This window comes from Limnoraphis robusta CS-951 (assembly GCF_000972705.2).
This window is the reverse complement of record NZ_LATL02000268.1, coordinates 1-17,291: the sequence shown is the minus strand read 5'-3', so window position 1 is coordinate 17,291 and position 17,291 is coordinate 1. Positions and strand designations below refer to the sequence as shown.

At 41.4% G+C, this 17,291-nt stretch carries 14 protein-coding genes and 1 tRNA gene; 10 read left to right on the top strand and 5 right to left on the bottom strand.

Annotation, left to right across the window (positions count from 1 at the left end; translation table 11 throughout):
• Positions 1–111: 111 nt before the first annotated feature.
• The gene (locus WN50_RS22795) at positions 112–504 is read right to left on the bottom strand and encodes a tetratricopeptide repeat protein (protein ID WP_046282449.1); all 393 of its coding nucleotides are present in this window, start codon (positions 502–504) and stop codon (positions 112–114) included.
• Between the two features lie 161 nt (positions 505–665).
• On the opposite strand from WN50_RS22795, the gene WN50_RS22790 reads away from it, so the two are divergent.
• A complete protein-coding gene (locus WN50_RS22790; RefSeq protein WP_046282448.1) occupies positions 666–3,680 on the top strand; it encodes a tetratricopeptide repeat protein in 3,015 nt (1,004 codons plus the stop codon).
• Here WN50_RS22790 and WN50_RS22785 read toward each other — a convergent pair.
• Positions 3,677–4,192: a ribonuclease toxin HepT-like protein gene (locus WN50_RS22785; RefSeq protein WP_046282447.1), complete on the bottom strand. Its 516-nt coding sequence runs from the start codon at positions 4,190–4,192 to the stop codon at positions 3,677–3,679. The genes WN50_RS22790 and WN50_RS22785 overlap by 4 nt on opposite strands.
• Entirely contained in the window at positions 4,149–4,532 is a 384-nt protein-coding gene (locus WN50_RS22780) for a nucleotidyltransferase family protein (protein WP_082172528.1), read from the bottom strand. The genes WN50_RS22785 and WN50_RS22780 overlap by 44 nt, the downstream gene beginning before the upstream one ends.
• Before the next feature lie 198 nt (positions 4,533–4,730).
• On the opposite strand from WN50_RS22780, the gene WN50_RS22775 reads away from it, so the two are divergent.
• Entirely contained in the window at positions 4,731–5,033 is a 303-nt protein-coding gene (locus WN50_RS22775; RefSeq protein ID WP_046282445.1) for a YkvA family protein, read from the top strand.
• A gap of 294 nt (positions 5,034–5,327) precedes the next feature.
• Positions 5,328–6,809, top strand: a complete 1,482-nt coding sequence (locus WN50_RS22770; RefSeq protein WP_046282444.1) for a carotenoid oxygenase family protein — start codon at positions 5,328–5,330, stop codon at positions 6,807–6,809.
• Between the two features lie 126 nt (positions 6,810–6,935).
• Here WN50_RS22770 and WN50_RS22765 read toward each other — a convergent pair whose 3' ends face one another.
• Complete coding sequence (locus WN50_RS22765; protein WP_046282443.1) at positions 6,936–8,306, bottom strand: cobyrinic acid a,c-diamide synthase CobB; 1,371 nt, start codon at positions 8,304–8,306, stop codon at positions 6,936–6,938.
• Positions 8,307–8,741: 435 nt separating this feature from the next.
• Between WN50_RS22765 and WN50_RS22760 the strand changes: the two genes are divergently transcribed.
• From WN50_RS22760 to WN50_RS22730, 7 genes are all read left to right on the top strand, one after another.
• Positions 8,742–9,557, top strand: a complete 816-nt coding sequence (locus tag WN50_RS22760) for a cobyrinic acid a,c-diamide synthase (RefSeq protein WP_046282442.1) — start codon at positions 8,742–8,744, stop codon at positions 9,555–9,557.
• Between the two features lie 125 nt (positions 9,558–9,682).
• Positions 9,683–10,837 (top strand): glutamate--cysteine ligase, encoded by a 1,155-nt coding sequence (gene gshA / locus WN50_RS22755; protein ID WP_046282441.1) that lies wholly within the window; start codon positions 9,683–9,685, stop codon positions 10,835–10,837.
• Between the two features lie 165 nt (positions 10,838–11,002).
• Positions 11,003–11,467, top strand: coding sequence for a tRNA (cytidine(34)-2'-O)-methyltransferase (locus WN50_RS22750; RefSeq protein WP_046282440.1), 465 nt, complete (start codon positions 11,003–11,005; stop codon positions 11,465–11,467).
• A 555-nt stretch (positions 11,468–12,022) separates the two neighbouring features.
• On the top strand, positions 12,023–14,161 hold the full coding sequence (locus WN50_RS22745; protein WP_046282450.1) for a peptidoglycan DD-metalloendopeptidase family protein: 2,139 nt from the start codon (positions 12,023–12,025) through the stop codon (positions 14,159–14,161).
• Between the two features lie 254 nt (positions 14,162–14,415).
• Positions 14,416–14,488 (top strand) — tRNA-Met (locus WN50_RS22740).
• Between the two features lie 190 nt (positions 14,489–14,678).
• Positions 14,679–15,275 (top strand): peroxiredoxin, encoded by a 597-nt coding sequence (locus WN50_RS22735; protein ID WP_046282439.1) that lies wholly within the window; start codon positions 14,679–14,681, stop codon positions 15,273–15,275.
• 129 nt (positions 15,276–15,404) lie between these two features.
• Positions 15,405–15,956, top strand: coding sequence for a peroxiredoxin family protein (locus WN50_RS22730; RefSeq protein WP_046282438.1), 552 nt, complete (start codon positions 15,405–15,407; stop codon positions 15,954–15,956).
• A gap of 41 nt (positions 15,957–15,997) precedes the next feature.
• Here WN50_RS22730 and WN50_RS22725 read toward each other — a convergent pair whose 3' ends face one another.
• Positions 15,998–17,224: an RNA-guided endonuclease InsQ/TnpB family protein gene (locus tag WN50_RS22725; protein WP_049560840.1), complete on the bottom strand. Its 1,227-nt coding sequence runs from the start codon at positions 17,222–17,224 to the stop codon at positions 15,998–16,000.
• Positions 17,225–17,291 lie beyond the last annotated feature (67 nt).

Genomic DNA, 17,291 nt, shown 5'->3' with positions numbered 1-17,291 from the left:
TTTTACAGATAGGGGTCTGATCAAAAACTGTATTGATTGCCATTTTAATTCTAATTAGAATTGAACTTTTAAAAATGTATTTTAAAATTTCTACACTGTTATTTTGATCTGTTACTCTACTGAGTTTAATTGAACTAATAACGCTTTATAATCTTCTCTCTCTGGACTCAACTGAACCAACTTTTCTAACGGTTCAATCGCGCCTTTCGGATCATTTAATTGTAGCCGAACATTCATCAAACCTTCTAAAGCCGTTAAGTTCTCAGGTTCTCTCTGCAATACACTTTCATAGCCTTTTTCTTGTGCTTTTAACTGCACTTCAGCAGAATCAACTTCTGTTGTTTCCGGTTGATTTTGTCGCTGCAAAGCATCCTTAAACATTGGAACCAGGGTAAATAAAGTTGAACCGCCAAACCCAATCACTCCAATGAATGCGATTAACTTTTGTTTGCGTTGAAGGCGGCGTTGACGGGACTCCATATATTCTCGTTCTGCACTGGTCATATCTGCCTCACTGGGGTTGCTACAACAGCCTACTCCCTTAAACTACCCAACTTTTGATCAAAAGCGATCGCGCTGTCCGACAAATCGCGCCTCGAACTCAACCCACCGCCTGAACTATTATAGATGATGTGCGATCGCCTTTTACTTATCCTACCGCGAAAATGGACGTTCAAAAATTTATTCAGCAGCTCCCCAACTTCTATGACAACTGGGAACGTGAGACGGTTCAGCCCAAATCAAACCCATTTCAACAGGTACTCGAACAAAAAAACCCAGAAATGTCGGTTAATCTCATGCAGTTACTTAACGTTGCGGTGGACTGTTTAGAAGCCTCGGAAATGTATTGCGAAATTGGAACTCAGGACGGTTTTTCACTGATTGCTGCATTGTTCGGTCATCCTGAAACAATGGCTTATGCTGTTAGTGAAATTTCCGATAATACTATTTTAGAACAACTCCTAGAAAATGTACAGTCTTTTAATTTAGAAGAACAGATTATTTTTTGTAATCAGGATTTTGAGTGTTTTTTATTAGAATTGCGAGAAGTTGAAACCGATACTCAAATTGGAGTTTACTTTTATCAAGGTTTATCGGATTATCGCTCAGTTTTGATGAGTTTACTTTTGGTTCAGCCTTTTTTAACCCCTCAAGCCCTGATTTTAGTTTATTCTGCGGATATAGACACAGTACAACAAGCGATTTGGGATTTTATGGCGGCTTATCCCCAATGCCAAATTTTATTAGACGGTTGTGACTCAATTAACCTCAATCAAATTTTAGGATCAGAAATCCAACTTTTAAGCTGGAATGCTCAACAAACCTTTAACTATTCAGTTTCCACTTTTCAAGATCAACAATCTCAAATCGTTCTTCATGCCATTCAAAATATACAACAGTTTCAGCCCGAAGTCAATCTCAGCCAAATTTATGATCAAGCGGTTCAATCTCACGCCCAAAAACAATATGAAATCGCCGAAAAACAGTATAAACAATTCCTCCAATGGCAACCCAATCATGCAGAAGCTTGGCATCAACTCAGTATCCTCTATTATGAAAGAGAACAGTATTCAAAATCTGTCGAAGCCATTCTCAAATCTTTAGAAATAGATTCATCAATTGCCGTTAGACATTATCATCTGGGATTGGGTTTAGAAAAGCTAGAGAAATATTCAGAAGCCATTACCGCTTATCAAACCGCCATTGAACTTGATAATAGTTTAGTCTACGCCTATCAAAACTTAGGAAATCTGATTAAACAGCAAGGTTCACTGACTGAAGCAGAAGCTATTTATCGAAACGCAATTGAAATCAACCCGAACCACTGGGGAAGCTATCTAAACTTAGGAAATATTCTCTTTGAACAAACTCGATTTGAAGAAGCGATCTCTGTTTATCAAACTGCTTTAACACTCAATCCTGATGCAGTAGAAGTTCAACAAAACCTTAATATTGCTGAATCAGCAAAAGACAACCCCGCACCTATTTATTATAGCTTTGCTCAACAGTATTATCAACAGGGAAAATACAACGAAGCAATTCAATTCTTTCAAAACTATCTAAACCTTCAACCCGGAGAAGTTGAACTCTATGCAACCCTGAGTGATTGTTTTAATAAAATTCATCAACCTCTAGAAGCAATAAAAGTTCTACAAACCGGAACACAAATTCATCCGAAATCAGGACAATTGCACTTTTCTTTGATTTTACAGTTACTCCGCCAAGCAGAAACAGAAGCGGCAATTTATCAAGCGGAAACTGCTTTTAACCATCTTCCTGATGACTATACATTTAAACTGATGAAACATCTGATTGTTCCGATTATCTATCATAACTCTGAATCAATCAATTATTACAGAAAACGATTTGAACAAGAACTCCAAACTTTAATTAACACTACTCGTTTAGACACTCCCGCAGAAAGAGAAAGTGCATTCTGGGGTTTAAGTCGATGGACTAATTTTTATTTAGCCTATCAAGCCCACAATGTTGTTGAATCTCAAAAAAATTATGGTAATTTAGTTCATCATATTATGGCGGCTAACTATCCCGACTGGGTTCAACCGTTAACGATGCCAAAAGTTGAACAAAAAATTAGAGTTGGGTATGTTTCCCATTATCTACATTCCTATAGTGGCACCCTTTGGTTAACAGGATGGTTGAAATTTTGTAATCATAATAACTTTGAAGTTTACTGTTATTATACCAGTAATACTCCCGATCCGATTACGCAAAAATTTCGGCAATATAGCGATATTTTTCATCAGATCCCCGGAAACTTCCCAGCCGTTTGTCAACAAATTCTGAACGATAAACTGCATATTTTAGTCTATCCTGAAATTGGTATGGATGCACCGACAATGCAGATGGCGGCTTTACGTTTAGCCCCTATTCAATGTACCGCTTGGGGACACCCAGTAACAACGGGACTCCCAACCATTGATTACTTTTTATCGAGTCAGTTAATGGAACCGGAAAACGCACAAGAACATTACTCAGAAACTCTGGTTCGTTTACCGAATATTGGGGTTGCTTATCCCAAACCGAAAGATATTCCAACTTTAACAAAAAGCCGATCAGATTTTAATATCCCAGAAGATTGTGTTCTCTATTTCTGCTGTCAAGCCCCGTTTAAATATTTACCGCAATACGATTATATTTTACCCGAAATTTCCCAGGGAGTTCCTAACGCAAAGTTTCTATTTTTACGGGGAACAATCTTAATCCCTCGTCTCGAACGTGCTTTTGCTGCTGTGGGTTTAAATCACGATAATTATTGCATTCATCTCAGCATTCCTGAACGTTCAGACTATCTGATGTTAAATCTACTTTCAGACGTGTTTTTAGATACCTTTACTTGGTCGGGGGGAAATACCTCTTTAGAAGCGATCGCCTGCAATTTACCCATTGTAACTTGTCCGGGTGAATTTATGCGAGGTCGTCATGCAGATAGTTTCTTAAAAATGTTAGGTGTGACGGATACTATTGCTCAAAATGAAGCCGAATATATTGACATTGCGGTTAAATTAGGCTTAGATTCTGCTTGGCGAAAAGATATTTCTCAACGCATGAGTCAACGTCAAGATCACTTATTTGATGATGAAACTTGCGTCAAAGCACTCGAGGAGTTTTATCAACAAGTTTTTCAAAATTATCAATCTAATACAGACTTGATTTAAAAAGAATTATCTCCTTCTAACTGTTCGGCTAAATTCTGTAACTCATTCAAAAATTGTCGAACTTCGTCTTGAAATTGATGCCAGACAGGAGGATACTGTTCAATAAGTTGTTCTAGTCGAACCGGATCTAACTCAAAACCATAAAGATTGCGAACAATATGCCGAAAGCCGAGATAATCTTGTAAGCGGCTAATTGTATCTTGACTTAGGACTTTAGGAAGTCCTTCTCGTTCAACTCCCATTCGATTTAAGAGTCGTTTATACCAATCATAACTAGAGGGAAGGATACCATTTAACTCAGATGCTATCAGTTGAAAAATACGTTCACAACCCGTATAGAAATTGTGCAGTTTTAAAGCAACACTTTCATAAAAAATAGTAGCAAGTTCTGGAGTCCGCCTCATCTCTTGCTGAACTTGATTAATCCCACTTTCTAAACGTCCTAAGCGTTCTAACTCTACTTCAATATCAGTGGTCAGTTCCCGAACTTGACTTGCTGAAATCTGCCTCATAAATACATTCTCCTGTCTCCAAAACTCGTTGGCGAAAATGAGGTTCTAAATCTTCTATTGGTTTTAAGTCTACCCATCGATCTGTTAGACGATTGACTGCTGATAATGCGGTAAAAAAATCCTGCTTTCTAATCCCTTCGACTGCAATATCAATATCAGACTCAGCCGTAAATTTATCTTTAACTAATGACCCAAAGACAATCACCTTTGTAACGTTAAACTTCTCGACTAGAACATTAACAATCTCAACTAACTGTGAACGCGCTTGCAGTACCATTCGCTGATTTTGGGCTTTTTGCTGGGCTTGACGTTTTCTCCAATATTGAATGCGATCGCTCAAAACACTCGACCCCCATTTCCCTATAACATCTATTATATTACCGCAGTAAGCGACTGTCGCACTACAACTGCTTTGGGCTTCATTCCGAAAAGAAACCGGGTGTAACTTCCCGAATATTGTGGGGGGAAAATCTACACTTCCAGGGAAACAGACGAACTGTAATTATATAAATATACGAAATGTCAACGAGGTAGCCCAATGAAAAACCTAGTTCAATCCTTCTATAATTGGTATAGTCACACGCTGCGTAACACTAAATACCGTTGGGTATTGATTCTCGGCACCTTACTTTATTTGTTGAGTCCGATTGATATTGCTCCTGATTTTATTCCCATTATAGGATGGATTGATGATGGAATTGTTGCGACTTTGTTTGTGACAGAAATTTCTCAGTTGTTGTTAGAACGTCTCAAGAGTAGTCCGAATAAAGCATCTACTGAAGTTGCTGAAGCTGAGGTTGTTGATGCTGAAAAAACGGTTGTCGATGTCACCGCAAGTTAGGTAATCGTTCAGGGGATGGGTGCTTCCGCAGCAAGTTGACTGTTCGAGAGAATTTACATCCCCTTTTCAGTTTAAAGTTTTGTATTATTGTTGAATTTGTAACTGAATTTTGTATAAAAACTTGTATAAAAACCCGGTTTCTTTGAGAAACCGGGTTTTTGAGGTATATTTGTATCTTGAAGAACAGATTAAAGTTTAATTTATATTTTTGTTAAAATAGAATAAATAATTTTCACGATCTCTAGATTCTGGGTTTAAAATTTTAGCCACCTGTAGAGATATTATTTTTTTAAGATGAAACGGTCGAACTTTTCCCGACGAGATTTTTTAAAAGCTGCCGCCTACGCCTCTTTTCTTTCGACTGTTGGGGGTCATTCTCTGTTTGCTTTATCTGCTCCCAGTCGAAAATTAATTTCAGCCCAAGACTGGTTAAGTGATAACATTTTTTTACAAGGGATTAACGCTCCGGTTTTTCAAGAAGTAGATATTGAAAACTTAAAAATAACCGGGGAAATTCCCGCAGATTTGAACGGAATGTATATGCGAAACGGCCCCAATCCTTACTTAAAACCAGTTGCTTATCAATATCCCTTAGAAGGCGATGGAATGATTCATGCGGTTTATCTCAAAGAAGGAAAAGCCAGTTATCGGAATCGCTGGATTATGACCAAGAGTTTGCAGCAAGATATTGAGGGAAAAGAACGACAAAATATGCCCCTTGTTAACTTTGCCAATACCAATATTGTCCCCTATGGAGATCATTTATTAGCCTTGTATGAAGTCGGACTCCCTTATAAAATGTCTAGTGATTTAGAAACATTGGGAGAGTGGGATTTTGGTGGAGAACTTGAAGAGGCAATGACTGCACATCCCAAGGTTGATCCGAAAACAGGAGAGTTACATTTTTATCGTTATTCTCTGTTGGCGGCTCCTTATTTAGTGTATTATGTCGCTGATAAACAGGGAAAAATTATCCGTAAAACTCCCATTGAAATGGCATCTCCGGCACTCATACATGATACAGCAATTACTGAAAATTACATCATTTTCTTTCATTGTCCTCTGGTTTTTAATGTATTTCAAGCCCTTGGGGGGCAATTTCCCTTTGAATGGAAGCCTGAATATGGAACAAAAATCGGCTTAATTCATCGGAAAAATGTTGATCAAAAACCGATTTGGATTGAAACAGAACCCCTGTGGATGTGGCATTTTATGAATGCTTATGAACAACAGGGAGAAGTTGTTGTTGATTTTGCCTATCATAATCAGATAAAATTAGAACCCACTGCTGTAACTTCTGGAAAAGAGATCAAATCTCATCTACAACGATTAACAATTAATCCTCAAGATAAAACAGCCAAACATCAACCTTTAGATGATCGAGTCGTTGATTTTCCGACGTTTGATTTTCGTAAAACGGGACAACCCTACCGCTTTGGATATACGCCTCATATTGATGTGGAATTAATGGCAGAAAAGCAAATTCCCAACTATTTCTCTGAACTGATTCAATATGATTTAGAACGGAAAGTTACTCATGTTCATCGCTTTAAACCGGGACGATATTGTGGGGAAGCTAGCTTTATTCCTAAAGTTGGACAAGAGGGTGAAGATCAGGGATATGTAGTCACATTTGTCTTTGATGAAACAACAGCAACCAGTAGTTTAGTGATTCTTGATCCGGCTAATTTTGCAGGTGAACCTCTGGCTGAAATTCATCTTCCGGTTCGGGTCCCCAGTGGTTTTCATGGGAATTGGATTTCAACAGCAATATAATGGCAACATATATTGTTACGCTTCCTGAATTGTTGCAAATTCATTGTTCTATGAGGTATAACTGGGGAGAATAAAAACCCGGTTTCTCTAATCAACAGGGTTTTGAAAATGTAATCTACAGCAGGTTTATTGGAAAATAGAACATTGCTGTAAAAATCGGGTTGGAATTTCGGGATAATTTCCCCAATGTAAATGTAAATAAGACGCATGAAGATTAACCAATGACCATCCTTCGGTTATTGTTTCATTGCCTTTATTTTTACCATAACGCTTCATTTTATAAAGAGGATTTTTGGACTCTATCGTGAGTTCTGAACGATGAAACTGATGTCCGAAAATAGTTTTATCTTTGGGTAATAAAGGACTTTCTTGCAAAGTTGTTGCTTGATAATATCCTAATTTTAGCTGTTTTCCCATAAAGGCTTTTGTCGGAAGAGTACCAACCATTGGCCAGGATTTGTTCTCAAAATCAATAATTTCTTCACATAAGTACATTAAACCTCCACATTCTGCATAGGTTGGTATTCCTACGGAGATCAGATTTTGAATAGCTTTTATAACTGATAAATTTGCGGATAACTGTTCAGCAAAGAGTTCGGGAAAGCCACCCCCAAAATAAAATCCTTGAATATTGTCAGGAAGTTTAGTATCGTTTAAAGGACTCCAAAAAATTAATTCCGCTCCGAGTTTTTGTAAAAAATCAAGATTATCTTGATAGTAGAAACAGAAGGCTTTATCGCGAGCAACAGCAATTTTAATGGGATCATAAAAACTAGGTTTTGTTAGATTTGATTGAACATCTACTGTTTTTTTGGTTTTTAATAAGGGAAGGAGTTTTTCCCAGTTAAAACAGTTGGCGGCTAAATTTGCGAGTTTGTCAACTAAAATGCTGAGTTGAGGCAGTTCATCAGTAGGAACTAAGCCTAAATGCCGCTCTGGGAGGTGAATTTGATCTTGTCGTCGTACTACCCCAAGAATGGGAATTAGGAATGGTTCTAGAGCTTCTTTTAACAGTTCAAGATGGCGATCGCTGGCGACTTTATTTAGGATTAAACCTGCAAATTTTAATTGAGGATTGAGGGTAGTAAAACCATGAACAATTGCGGCGACTGAACCGGATAATCGACTACAATCTATGACGAATAAAATAGGTAAATTGAGGATTTGAGCAATGTGAGCGGTAGAAGCTGTAGGGGTGTGACTATTGGGGGGTGAAACGCCGTCAAATAACCCCATAACTCCTTCGATCAGAGCATAATCAGCGTTTTGAGTATGAGTAGTAAAACACTGTTTAATATAAGCTTCTGATGTGAGAATGGGATCGAGATTATAACAGGGTTTTTGAGTGACAAATTGATGAAACATCGGATCAATATAATCAGGGCCAACTTTCAAAGATTGGATATTAAATTGTTTTTGTTGAAGATAGGCGAGAAGAGCGAGGGTGATGGTTGTTTTACCCGATCCACTTCGATCAGCAGCAATAATCACGCTCATTTGCAATTTCTCCTTGAAAATACTGAAAGTCCATGTATCTAAGTTTACCAGCTTAAGTTGGGTATAAATTTTACAACTAAAGTCCGGTATAAATATGGAGAAAATAGCCTTGACTTTTGGCTGTAATTTTTGAGACAATCGTGTTAGAATGCAAAAATAAATTGATCAATTGCAAAACAGATGAATAGGATTGAAGATCACCCGATCTAAATAAAATTTAGAGGAGATCAACAACTGTTAAAGGTAATGACAAGAGCCGGAAATTGGGCGGGGTGTTAGGGCAGAGATTGAAGCGATCAAAAGCACAAATATTTGTGATATAAATCACAACAAAAGTGAGTCAAAGCTGTTTAACAAGCTATTCAACAATTGAGTTTTGCAACCATTTCTAATTTTGACCCCAGAAAAAACCACAGAAAGGTTCAAGAAAGAGCCATGTTAAAGCAGAAGACAAAAAATTTCCTCGAACCCCTAAACAAAAATGCTTTGTTTGATCGATTGCCGCCCGAGGTTCAGCAATGGGCGCAGAGTTTACCCTGGAACGAACGACGTTATGTTTTGTCCTTGTGTTATATTTTGTGCGGTTCCTCCCCGGAGAAGCAAGCCGAGTTTTTAGATGAATATACGGCTGATGGTTTAGTCTCTAAACTCTTAGAAGATGTTGATACGCTGCAACGAATCAAGCGGTATTTAAGCTGGTTTAAACTCGACACGAATTTGAATGAATCTCTTTTGAGAAACTACATCAAACAGTTTTATGTCCACTCCGCTCAAGATGCTCGTTGTCAGCCCTATGAATATCTGGAATCTGCCTTGAGATTGGCTTTAAACCCCGAAGATAAAGATAAAGTGTTTTATTATGTTTTAGGGTTTGAGTTATTAAAATTGATGTTCAATATGAGTTGGCTTCAGCATGAACGCTTATCTCGACTGCAAAGAAACCCAGATGATTTCATCAGAAACTATATCAAACCCATTCAAAATACACACAAACTGAATGGAATCGTCGTTCCCAAAGATGAACGAATATTTTTCGCTCGCCGAGATTATTTCGTCAAGAAACCCGAAATTTCTTCCCGCAAACTCATCGAACTAATTCTTGTGACCTTTACCACGGATCAAGTGATTAACTGTGGCTTTTCAGTGACCCGTCATATTCGCTCTGTAGAATTTGACTATGACTATGTATTCAATCCTTCGGAGGAATCAGAAAGTATCTTTCCTTGGGAATGTGAATCTATGATAGGATAAAATAGATCAACCCCAAAAAAACAGAGGCTTGAATCCGTAGTATCTGAATCGAGTCCCTCTACCTAGCTCTAAGTTCAGATGGCGCTCTCACCTCTAGCCACCAAACGCCGAACTGAGGAATTAACGTGCTATTGTCAAAAGGCTTTGAAGTAGAAATGTATACTGGCAGTCCTCAAGGAGAAGTTGTCGGCCTTTCGGATCGGATTGTCGCTGAACTCGAGGGATTTGTGCGAGAACCCGATACTCGCAATGTCGAGTATACGACAGCACCTTTGTACAGCTATGATCGCCTGTTATGTGCATTGCTCAAGCCCAGGCGATCGCTACGAGAGACTCTCAAGCAATGGGGAAACTATACCCTCATTCCGGGAAGTACCCTGTCTTTGGGTGAGAGCGACACCTTCTATCGCTCCGATCCCAACAATCCTTATCATACTCACATCGAGCAAACCTACGGCACAACCGTTGTCACCTCCAGCATTCACATCAATATTGGCATCAGTGACCCGGAACTGTTGATGCAAGCGATTCGTCTAGTTCGGGTGGAAGCGCCGCTATATTTAGCCCTGAGTGCCTCCTCTCCCTTTCTCGACGGCCAACCGACAGGCAATCATTCCACACGCTGGTCTGTTTTTCCACAAACACCTCAACACGTTCCGTTATTTGAAAGTCACGCTCATTATATTAACTGGACGGAAGAACAACTGGCACTGGGAACCATGTACAATGTCCGTCATCTGTGGTCGTCTGTGCGACCCAATGGCGATCGGCGTCCCTACAATCTCAATCGCCTCGAACTGAGAATTTGTGATCTAATTGTTAACCCGGTGGCCTTACTGGCTGTCACAGCCCTATTAGAAGCCAGACTGTGGCAGATGTTTGGCGATCGCCGCCTTGATCCGCTAGAACAAAGTGATTTTCCAGCCAGTAGCAGAGCTTCCGACTTGATGACCTTAACCGAAGAAAATGAAGCCCAAGCCGCTCGTCTGAGTTTAGACGCTCCCCTGCGACATTGGAAAAATGGCCAAGTGATTTTGGCTCGTGATTGGATCGAGCAACTCTATCAAGAAGTCAGGCCTGTTGCGAAACAGCAAGGCTTTAGCTGCTTTTTGTCTCCGGTGAAGAAAATTTTGCAAGAGGGAAATACCGCTCAACAATGGTTGAGACTGCATCAACAGGGGTTGAGTAGTCGCCAGATTGTGCAGAATGCGATCATTGAGATGGAACAGCAGGAACAAGAGTTTGAAGACAAATTGTGTCAACCTTCTCTGGTTGCATAAGCGTAATAAAAGTTTAGAATATCTTATCTTTCAACTTTTCGTGGAAATATAAAGAAAAACTATGAATTAGGGTCAAATTTCTGGCAAACTCGTAAGAGAATTCCTTATTCCTCTATTTCTGTGAGTCTGCCTGGCTGAAAGTCAAACCTTGATGATGGATAATTCATGCCCCGTGTTGTTTTGATTCAACCTCAGATTCCCCCCAATACGGGTAATGTGGCTCGAACTTGTGCCGCTACCCGTACAGAACTGCATTTAGTTGGGCCGTTGGGGTTTGAAATTCGCGATCGCGATTTAAAGCGGGCTGGCTTAGATTACTGGCCCTATGTTCCGTTGAAATTTCACCCCGACCTGGATGCCTTTAAACGGTATCACCAATATTGGGGAGGACGCTGGATTGGGTTTAGTAAACGGGGTCAGCAGAATTACATAGAGTTTCAGTATCAAGCCAATGATTGGCTGCTGTTTGGCTGTGAAACCGCCGGACTGCCGCCCTCAGTGCTTGAGGCTTGTGATGTGACAACTTCTATTGCGATGGATGAACCAGGTGTGCGAAGCTTAAACCTATCTGTGAGTGTAGCGATAGGCTTATTTGAGGCTCGTAGACAATTAGGCTTTTTCAAGGCCTAGTCCCTGCAAGAGAGAGTTTATGTTTTCCAAAAGATGCAGTGATTTAAACGCAAAAATCCGAAAACATAGATAACTTTTTTTTATAAGTTCCCGGATGGAGATTGGCTTGATAAGTGATAGATTTTATTCATCGTTAATCGGCTCCTCAATTCAGGGGACGAGGCTTTAAGTCTTATTCTGGGGTCAGTTCGGCTGCAAAATGGGTTGAATAGACTTGAAATAGGAGTCACCCGTCCCAGTCGGGTAGCCGAGAAAAGATAGTTGTACTTTTCGAGTAAGTTAGTGTAGATTCACATCTGGACTCTTACTCAATCAAGCGTCCAATTGTGATCATGATTGGGCAATTCGGCAGTTATTATTTGGCAGCAATCGGCCTTGAAGCGATTGTACTAACGAACAAATAACTTGCCGAAATGAACAAAGCAGGGTAACCTGACGTAAGCATTGATGACTTTCAGTGAGATCTATCAAGTTCTAAAAGTGATATTGATCACTGATGTGAGTTCGTTGAATAAACCAAGGACAGTTAAACGCTTCTCCATAGGAGGTCGTTCTTTGAAAGGAACAGTTCCACATTCAGACCAACCTGCCACGGATGCCAAGGAAAAAGAGGCTAAAGTGGTACCTGCACAGCAGGCAACATTCTCAGGGAGTAGTAAGGCATACACCTCGGCTGCTTTTCTGGGTCTAGCCATCGCCTCCGGTATTCTCTGCCCTGAAGGGAGTCATGCCAATACAGTACCCACTGCGGCGACACTCACTCCAGAAATGCAGCCATCCTCCGATGGAGTCTCCAACTCTCAAACGGGGGAAAATCAGGCCAATGCACCCGTAAAGGATTCCGAATGGCAACCTTCTTTGCTGCGGAATTTATCCAGGCCGATCGAAAACTCGAATACAGAAGATTCCGCCTTCGAGCCTGGAGAGCAGTCTGTGAAAGCTCCCAAATCCGGTTTAGCCGAATTGTCAGAGTCAGGGTTTCAAGCTCCGGTTGTGGGTTCAGAATCACTCCCAGATTCGCCAACATCCGCACCCGATGGCAGCCAGCCTAATTCCTCTCCTGTGGGTTCTGGTGGTGCGCTCTCGAACTCTTTTGGGGATTCATCAGCCCCTAGAGCCGAGCAACCCAACTACGCCTTACCCGAGACGACAGGTACAAATCAGCCCTACGCTACACCTGAAGTGCCTGGAGCGATTGTTATTGAATCGGAATTAACGGATCACTCCGTTTCGGTTGTCTATCGCGTTAATTCGGGGGAAACCCTGGCTCAGATTGCCCGTCGTTATAATGTGTCTGTCGAAGAGATTATCAGAACGAATAATCTCCAAAATCCCAATTTAATACAAGCCAATCAAAATCTCAGAATTCCCCAACGATCTTCTCATCGTTCCCTTTTTCAGAACCCCTCTTCAAATCAGCCTGATCAGTTTGGACGTTCTCAAAATTTAGAAACGGAATCCCCATCGGGAGAAGAATCGGTTTCAACTCCAACAAGCAATGGTTTGGGATTGAATCAGTCCCGACTCAATGGTGCGCTTAAGCCTTTTGAGCTTTCCTCTGAGCTGAAGTCCAAAACCTCTAAACCGATTGGCAATCAGTTGAGCCGAGTGCAGCCTTACACCCTCACGCCTAATAGTCAGCCCGAGAGTCAGTTTTCTTTGGATCAACTGGCGATGATGAAAGCTTCCGGTTCGATTACCGAGCCGACGGCGATTCCGGGTCAAACTCTGCTTGCTCGTGGCCAACTCCAGGCTCAACTGGTTTCCTCAACTGTCGATCTCAAGGCGAAGTCCTCTGGTGTCAAGGGTGAATCTCCTTCGGTCCATACCAGTCGTTTACGGGCTGATGTTGATCGATTGCGCCAAGAATACAAGCTCCAGCAGGCGCAACTGTTGGCTGATGCTTCTCAACAGATGCCTGATGAACCGTCTTCTCCCGAAGATCTTACGCCTACTAACGCTCAACAACCGTTGTTATTGCGTCGGGTTAATCCAGAGTTCAATCCTGATGCTTATCTGCGTCAGAAAGAGATTGCAGGCGGAAACAGTCAACCTCCTGAACAGTCTATCCCTGTCGCTGAGTTAGCCACTCAAGACGGTGCTGCTTCGCTGCAACCCTCTGAACAACTGCAAGCCCAACGCCAAAAGGATGATCCGTCTGTGGTGGCTACGGCACCTTTAGGCTCAAGTGCTTATGATCCGTTGAAAAATCCGGCTCTCGGGCGGATTGTTTCTCCCGATTTACCGCCTCTTCCAGGCCCGGATACCTATCTTCCTGGGGGTACGATGCGGTTTAATGGCTATATCTGGCCGTCGAGAGGGATTTTAACGTCGGGCTATGGCTGGCGTTGGGGACGGATGCACCAAGGGATTGATATTGCGGCTCCCATTGGGACACCGATTTTTGCGGCGGCTCCCGGTGTCGTGACTTATGCTGGGTGGAACAGTGGCGGCTACGGAAACTTGGTGGAAATTGAGCATCCTGATGGCAGTTTGACGCTTTACGCTCATAATGATCGCGTTCTGGTGAGTGTTGGTCAGAAGGTCGCCCAGGGTCATCAAATCTCGGAAATGGGAAGCACGGGTAGAAGTACAGGCCCCCATTTACACTTTGAGATTCATCCCTCTGGACAAGGTGCTGTCAATCCGATGGCTCTTCTTCCGAACGAAGCGGATAATCTGTCTCAACGATAGGACGGATTTTTCAAAGAATCAGCGAACAGGGAACAGGAAACAGGGAACAGCGCAAACTTGCGGCCCGGCGGTTTCCGGCGAGAGCAAAGTTTGCAAGACAGGGAACAGTTATCAATTTCTTCCTAAAACTGTTTGCTGTCTTCTGAACTCCTGAACTCCCAGTGTTCACTGTTCAGATTCAAAAATTTTTCAGTCGAAGGGCTTGCAATTTTTAATCTGGTTTTGCTATAATTGAAAATTGTTGATGAAACTCTGGCTCCGTAGCTCAGTGGTTAGAGCAGGGGACTCATAAGCCCAAGGTCGCAGGTTCAAATCCAGCCGGAGCCATTTAATACTCGAAATAAAGCGCGTCTCTGTAAAAAATGAGCGTGCTTTTTTGATAGCTTGCGTAGTTGTAGTCATTTCGAGTATGATATCCTCGTAACAATTCGTAAACCCGAGGAAGTATCCAGAGGATTTACTTCCTAATCGGATTGAGTGGGACATCATCGTAGAGAAAGTCAAGGAGAAATACGTTATGGCAGAAGAGTGCATTCGCGTTGGTTTATCTGCACCCGAATTTACCGCAACTGCTGTCATCGATCAAGAATTCAAAACGATCAAGCTGTCTGACTATCGCGGCAAATATGTTGTCCTTTTCTTCTATCCGTTGGACTTCACTTTTGTTTGCCCGACTGAGATTACAGCATTTAGCGATCGCACCGAAGAATTCACCCAACTCAATACCCAAATCCTGGGTGTTTCCGTTGACAGTGAATTCTCCCATTTAGCGTGGATTCAAACTGATCGCAAATCCGGTGGAGTCGGTGACTTAAAATATCCCCTGGTTTCTGACATCAAGAAAGATATCAGTGCAGCTTACAATGTCTTAGATCCAGAAGCGGGAATTGCCCTGCGGGGTCTGTTTATCATTGATAAAGAAGGCGTTATCCAACACGCAACCATCAACAACCTTGCTTTTGGTCGCAACGTGGATGAAACCTTACGCACCCTGCAAGCCATTCAGTACGTGCAAGCCAATCCCGATGAAGTTTGTCCGGCAGGTTGGAAGCCTGGTGAAAAGACGATGATTCCTGACCCTGTGAAGTCTAAGGACTTCTTTGCTGCGGTTTAATCTGAGTTATTCATTGAGAATGAGTCAGGGGGATGGGAAAATCATAGACAATTGTATATATATAAATATAACGGTTTGTTCTGTGAGCCGTCACCCCAACTCATTCTTGATTGTTAACTGGTGAAAATGATGCTGACTTCTACTGATTTTAGTGGCTTATTCAATCGTCGCTTTTTCAAGAACTTTTTACCGATTCCGGCGACCTATTATCTACAAATCGGTTTAAAGACACCGGATTTTCAACTGCCTGATGTCACTCATGGTCAGTCGGTTCGTCTGTCAAACTATCGGGGAAACTGTCCGGTTGTTTTGGCGTTTACTCGCATTTTTACCGAAAAACAATATTGTCCGCTTTGTTACCCCCATATTAAAGCTCTGAATACGAACTATGAACAGTTTGTACAACGGGGGGTTGAAGTGTTGATGATTACCAGCACTGACGAGCAACAAAGTCAAACTGTGGTTAAGGATTTGGGCTTAAAAATGCCCTTATTGTCCGACCCGAATTGCAATACTTTTCGACGATACAAATTGGGTCAAGCATTAGGAGCGCCTTTGTCTGCTCAGTTTGTTTTAGATCGAGACGGAATACTCCGTTATCAACATTTATTTTCCTTTTTTGAGTCAAACGCAGGTATTGATAAACTATTAGGGGAACTCGACAAACTCACCACCTATTGACATCCTCCCCGTCGTAAACAACGGGGATTCCCAGCAGAAGACTATTTCAAAATATCAAATATTGATAATTGAACAGCATTCTCTAGGTGGGTTGACGTTTCACGGGCTGCTGCTTCAATAACCGAAGTCTCACGCCTGCCTCCGCGTCCGTTTAGGCTCTCCGAAAGTCCTCCGGCGAGTAAAATATTTGAGGCGGCATTTCCATCACGATCATGTACTGTTCCACAATTTAAACAAGTCCACTCACGAACAGAAAGGTCTAATTTACCACCTTTAAAGCCGCAGCACGAACATTTTTGAGTTGTCGGTTCCCACCGACTTATTACTCGAAATTCTCGGCCATATTTTTCGGCTTTACCTTCAAGAAGAGTTCTAAACTGTCTCCACCCTAAATCGCTAATTGCTTTTGAAAGCTTACGATTTTTGACCATTCCCGACACATTTAAGTCTTCCAGAACAATCACTTGGTTTTCGATGATTATTCGGGTTGATAACTTGTGCAGAAAGTCTTTGCGGGTGTCCTTCATTCGGGCGTAGAGTTTAGCTTTTCTAACCCTCGCTCGTTCGTATCTCTTAGAACCCTTCTGTTTTCGAGATAAGTTTCGATTGAGTTTCCGCAGTCTTTTTATCCGTTTTTTTAGGGGTTTAGGAGCATCTATTTTCTCTCCAGAACTCAGAACAGCAAACATTTTAATGCCCAAGTCTATCCCTATACTATTGGGAGACTTGGGCATTAATTGTTGATAAACCTCAACAACAAAGCTGAGGAAATAACGGTTTGCAGCATCTTTAATGACCGTAATTGAGCTTGGTGGACTGGGTAGAGGTCTTGACCAAATTATCTTGAAATTACCAATCTTGGCTAAAGATATTTTGTCTCCATCCAGTTTAAAGCCACCAACTCGAAACCTTGCTGACTGTTTTGCATGGCGTTTCTTGAACTTAGGAGGTCTAACTTTTCTCCCAAGTCGCGTTCCCTTACACGACTTAAAAAAGTTTTGATAAGCCTGTTCTAAGTCGTTCAAAGATTGTTGTAAAGGGATATTAGAAACTTCTGATAACCATTCCCGTTCTACCGTTTTCTTGGCTTGGGTAATAAACTGCTTTTGGAGTTGAGCATTACTAGGCTTTTTTTGCCCAGTTTTGTACATTTCGATACAGTGAGCCTGTGCATCGTTCCACACGACACGGCAACAGCCAAATAGCTTTGCTAGTTCGGTCTGCTGTTGAAGTGTCGGATAGATTCGGTATTGATACCTGGCTTTCATTGTCCGTGTTCAGATTGGTCTGTAAATTGATTGTATATTGGTTCAAACAAAATGACAACCCAATTTA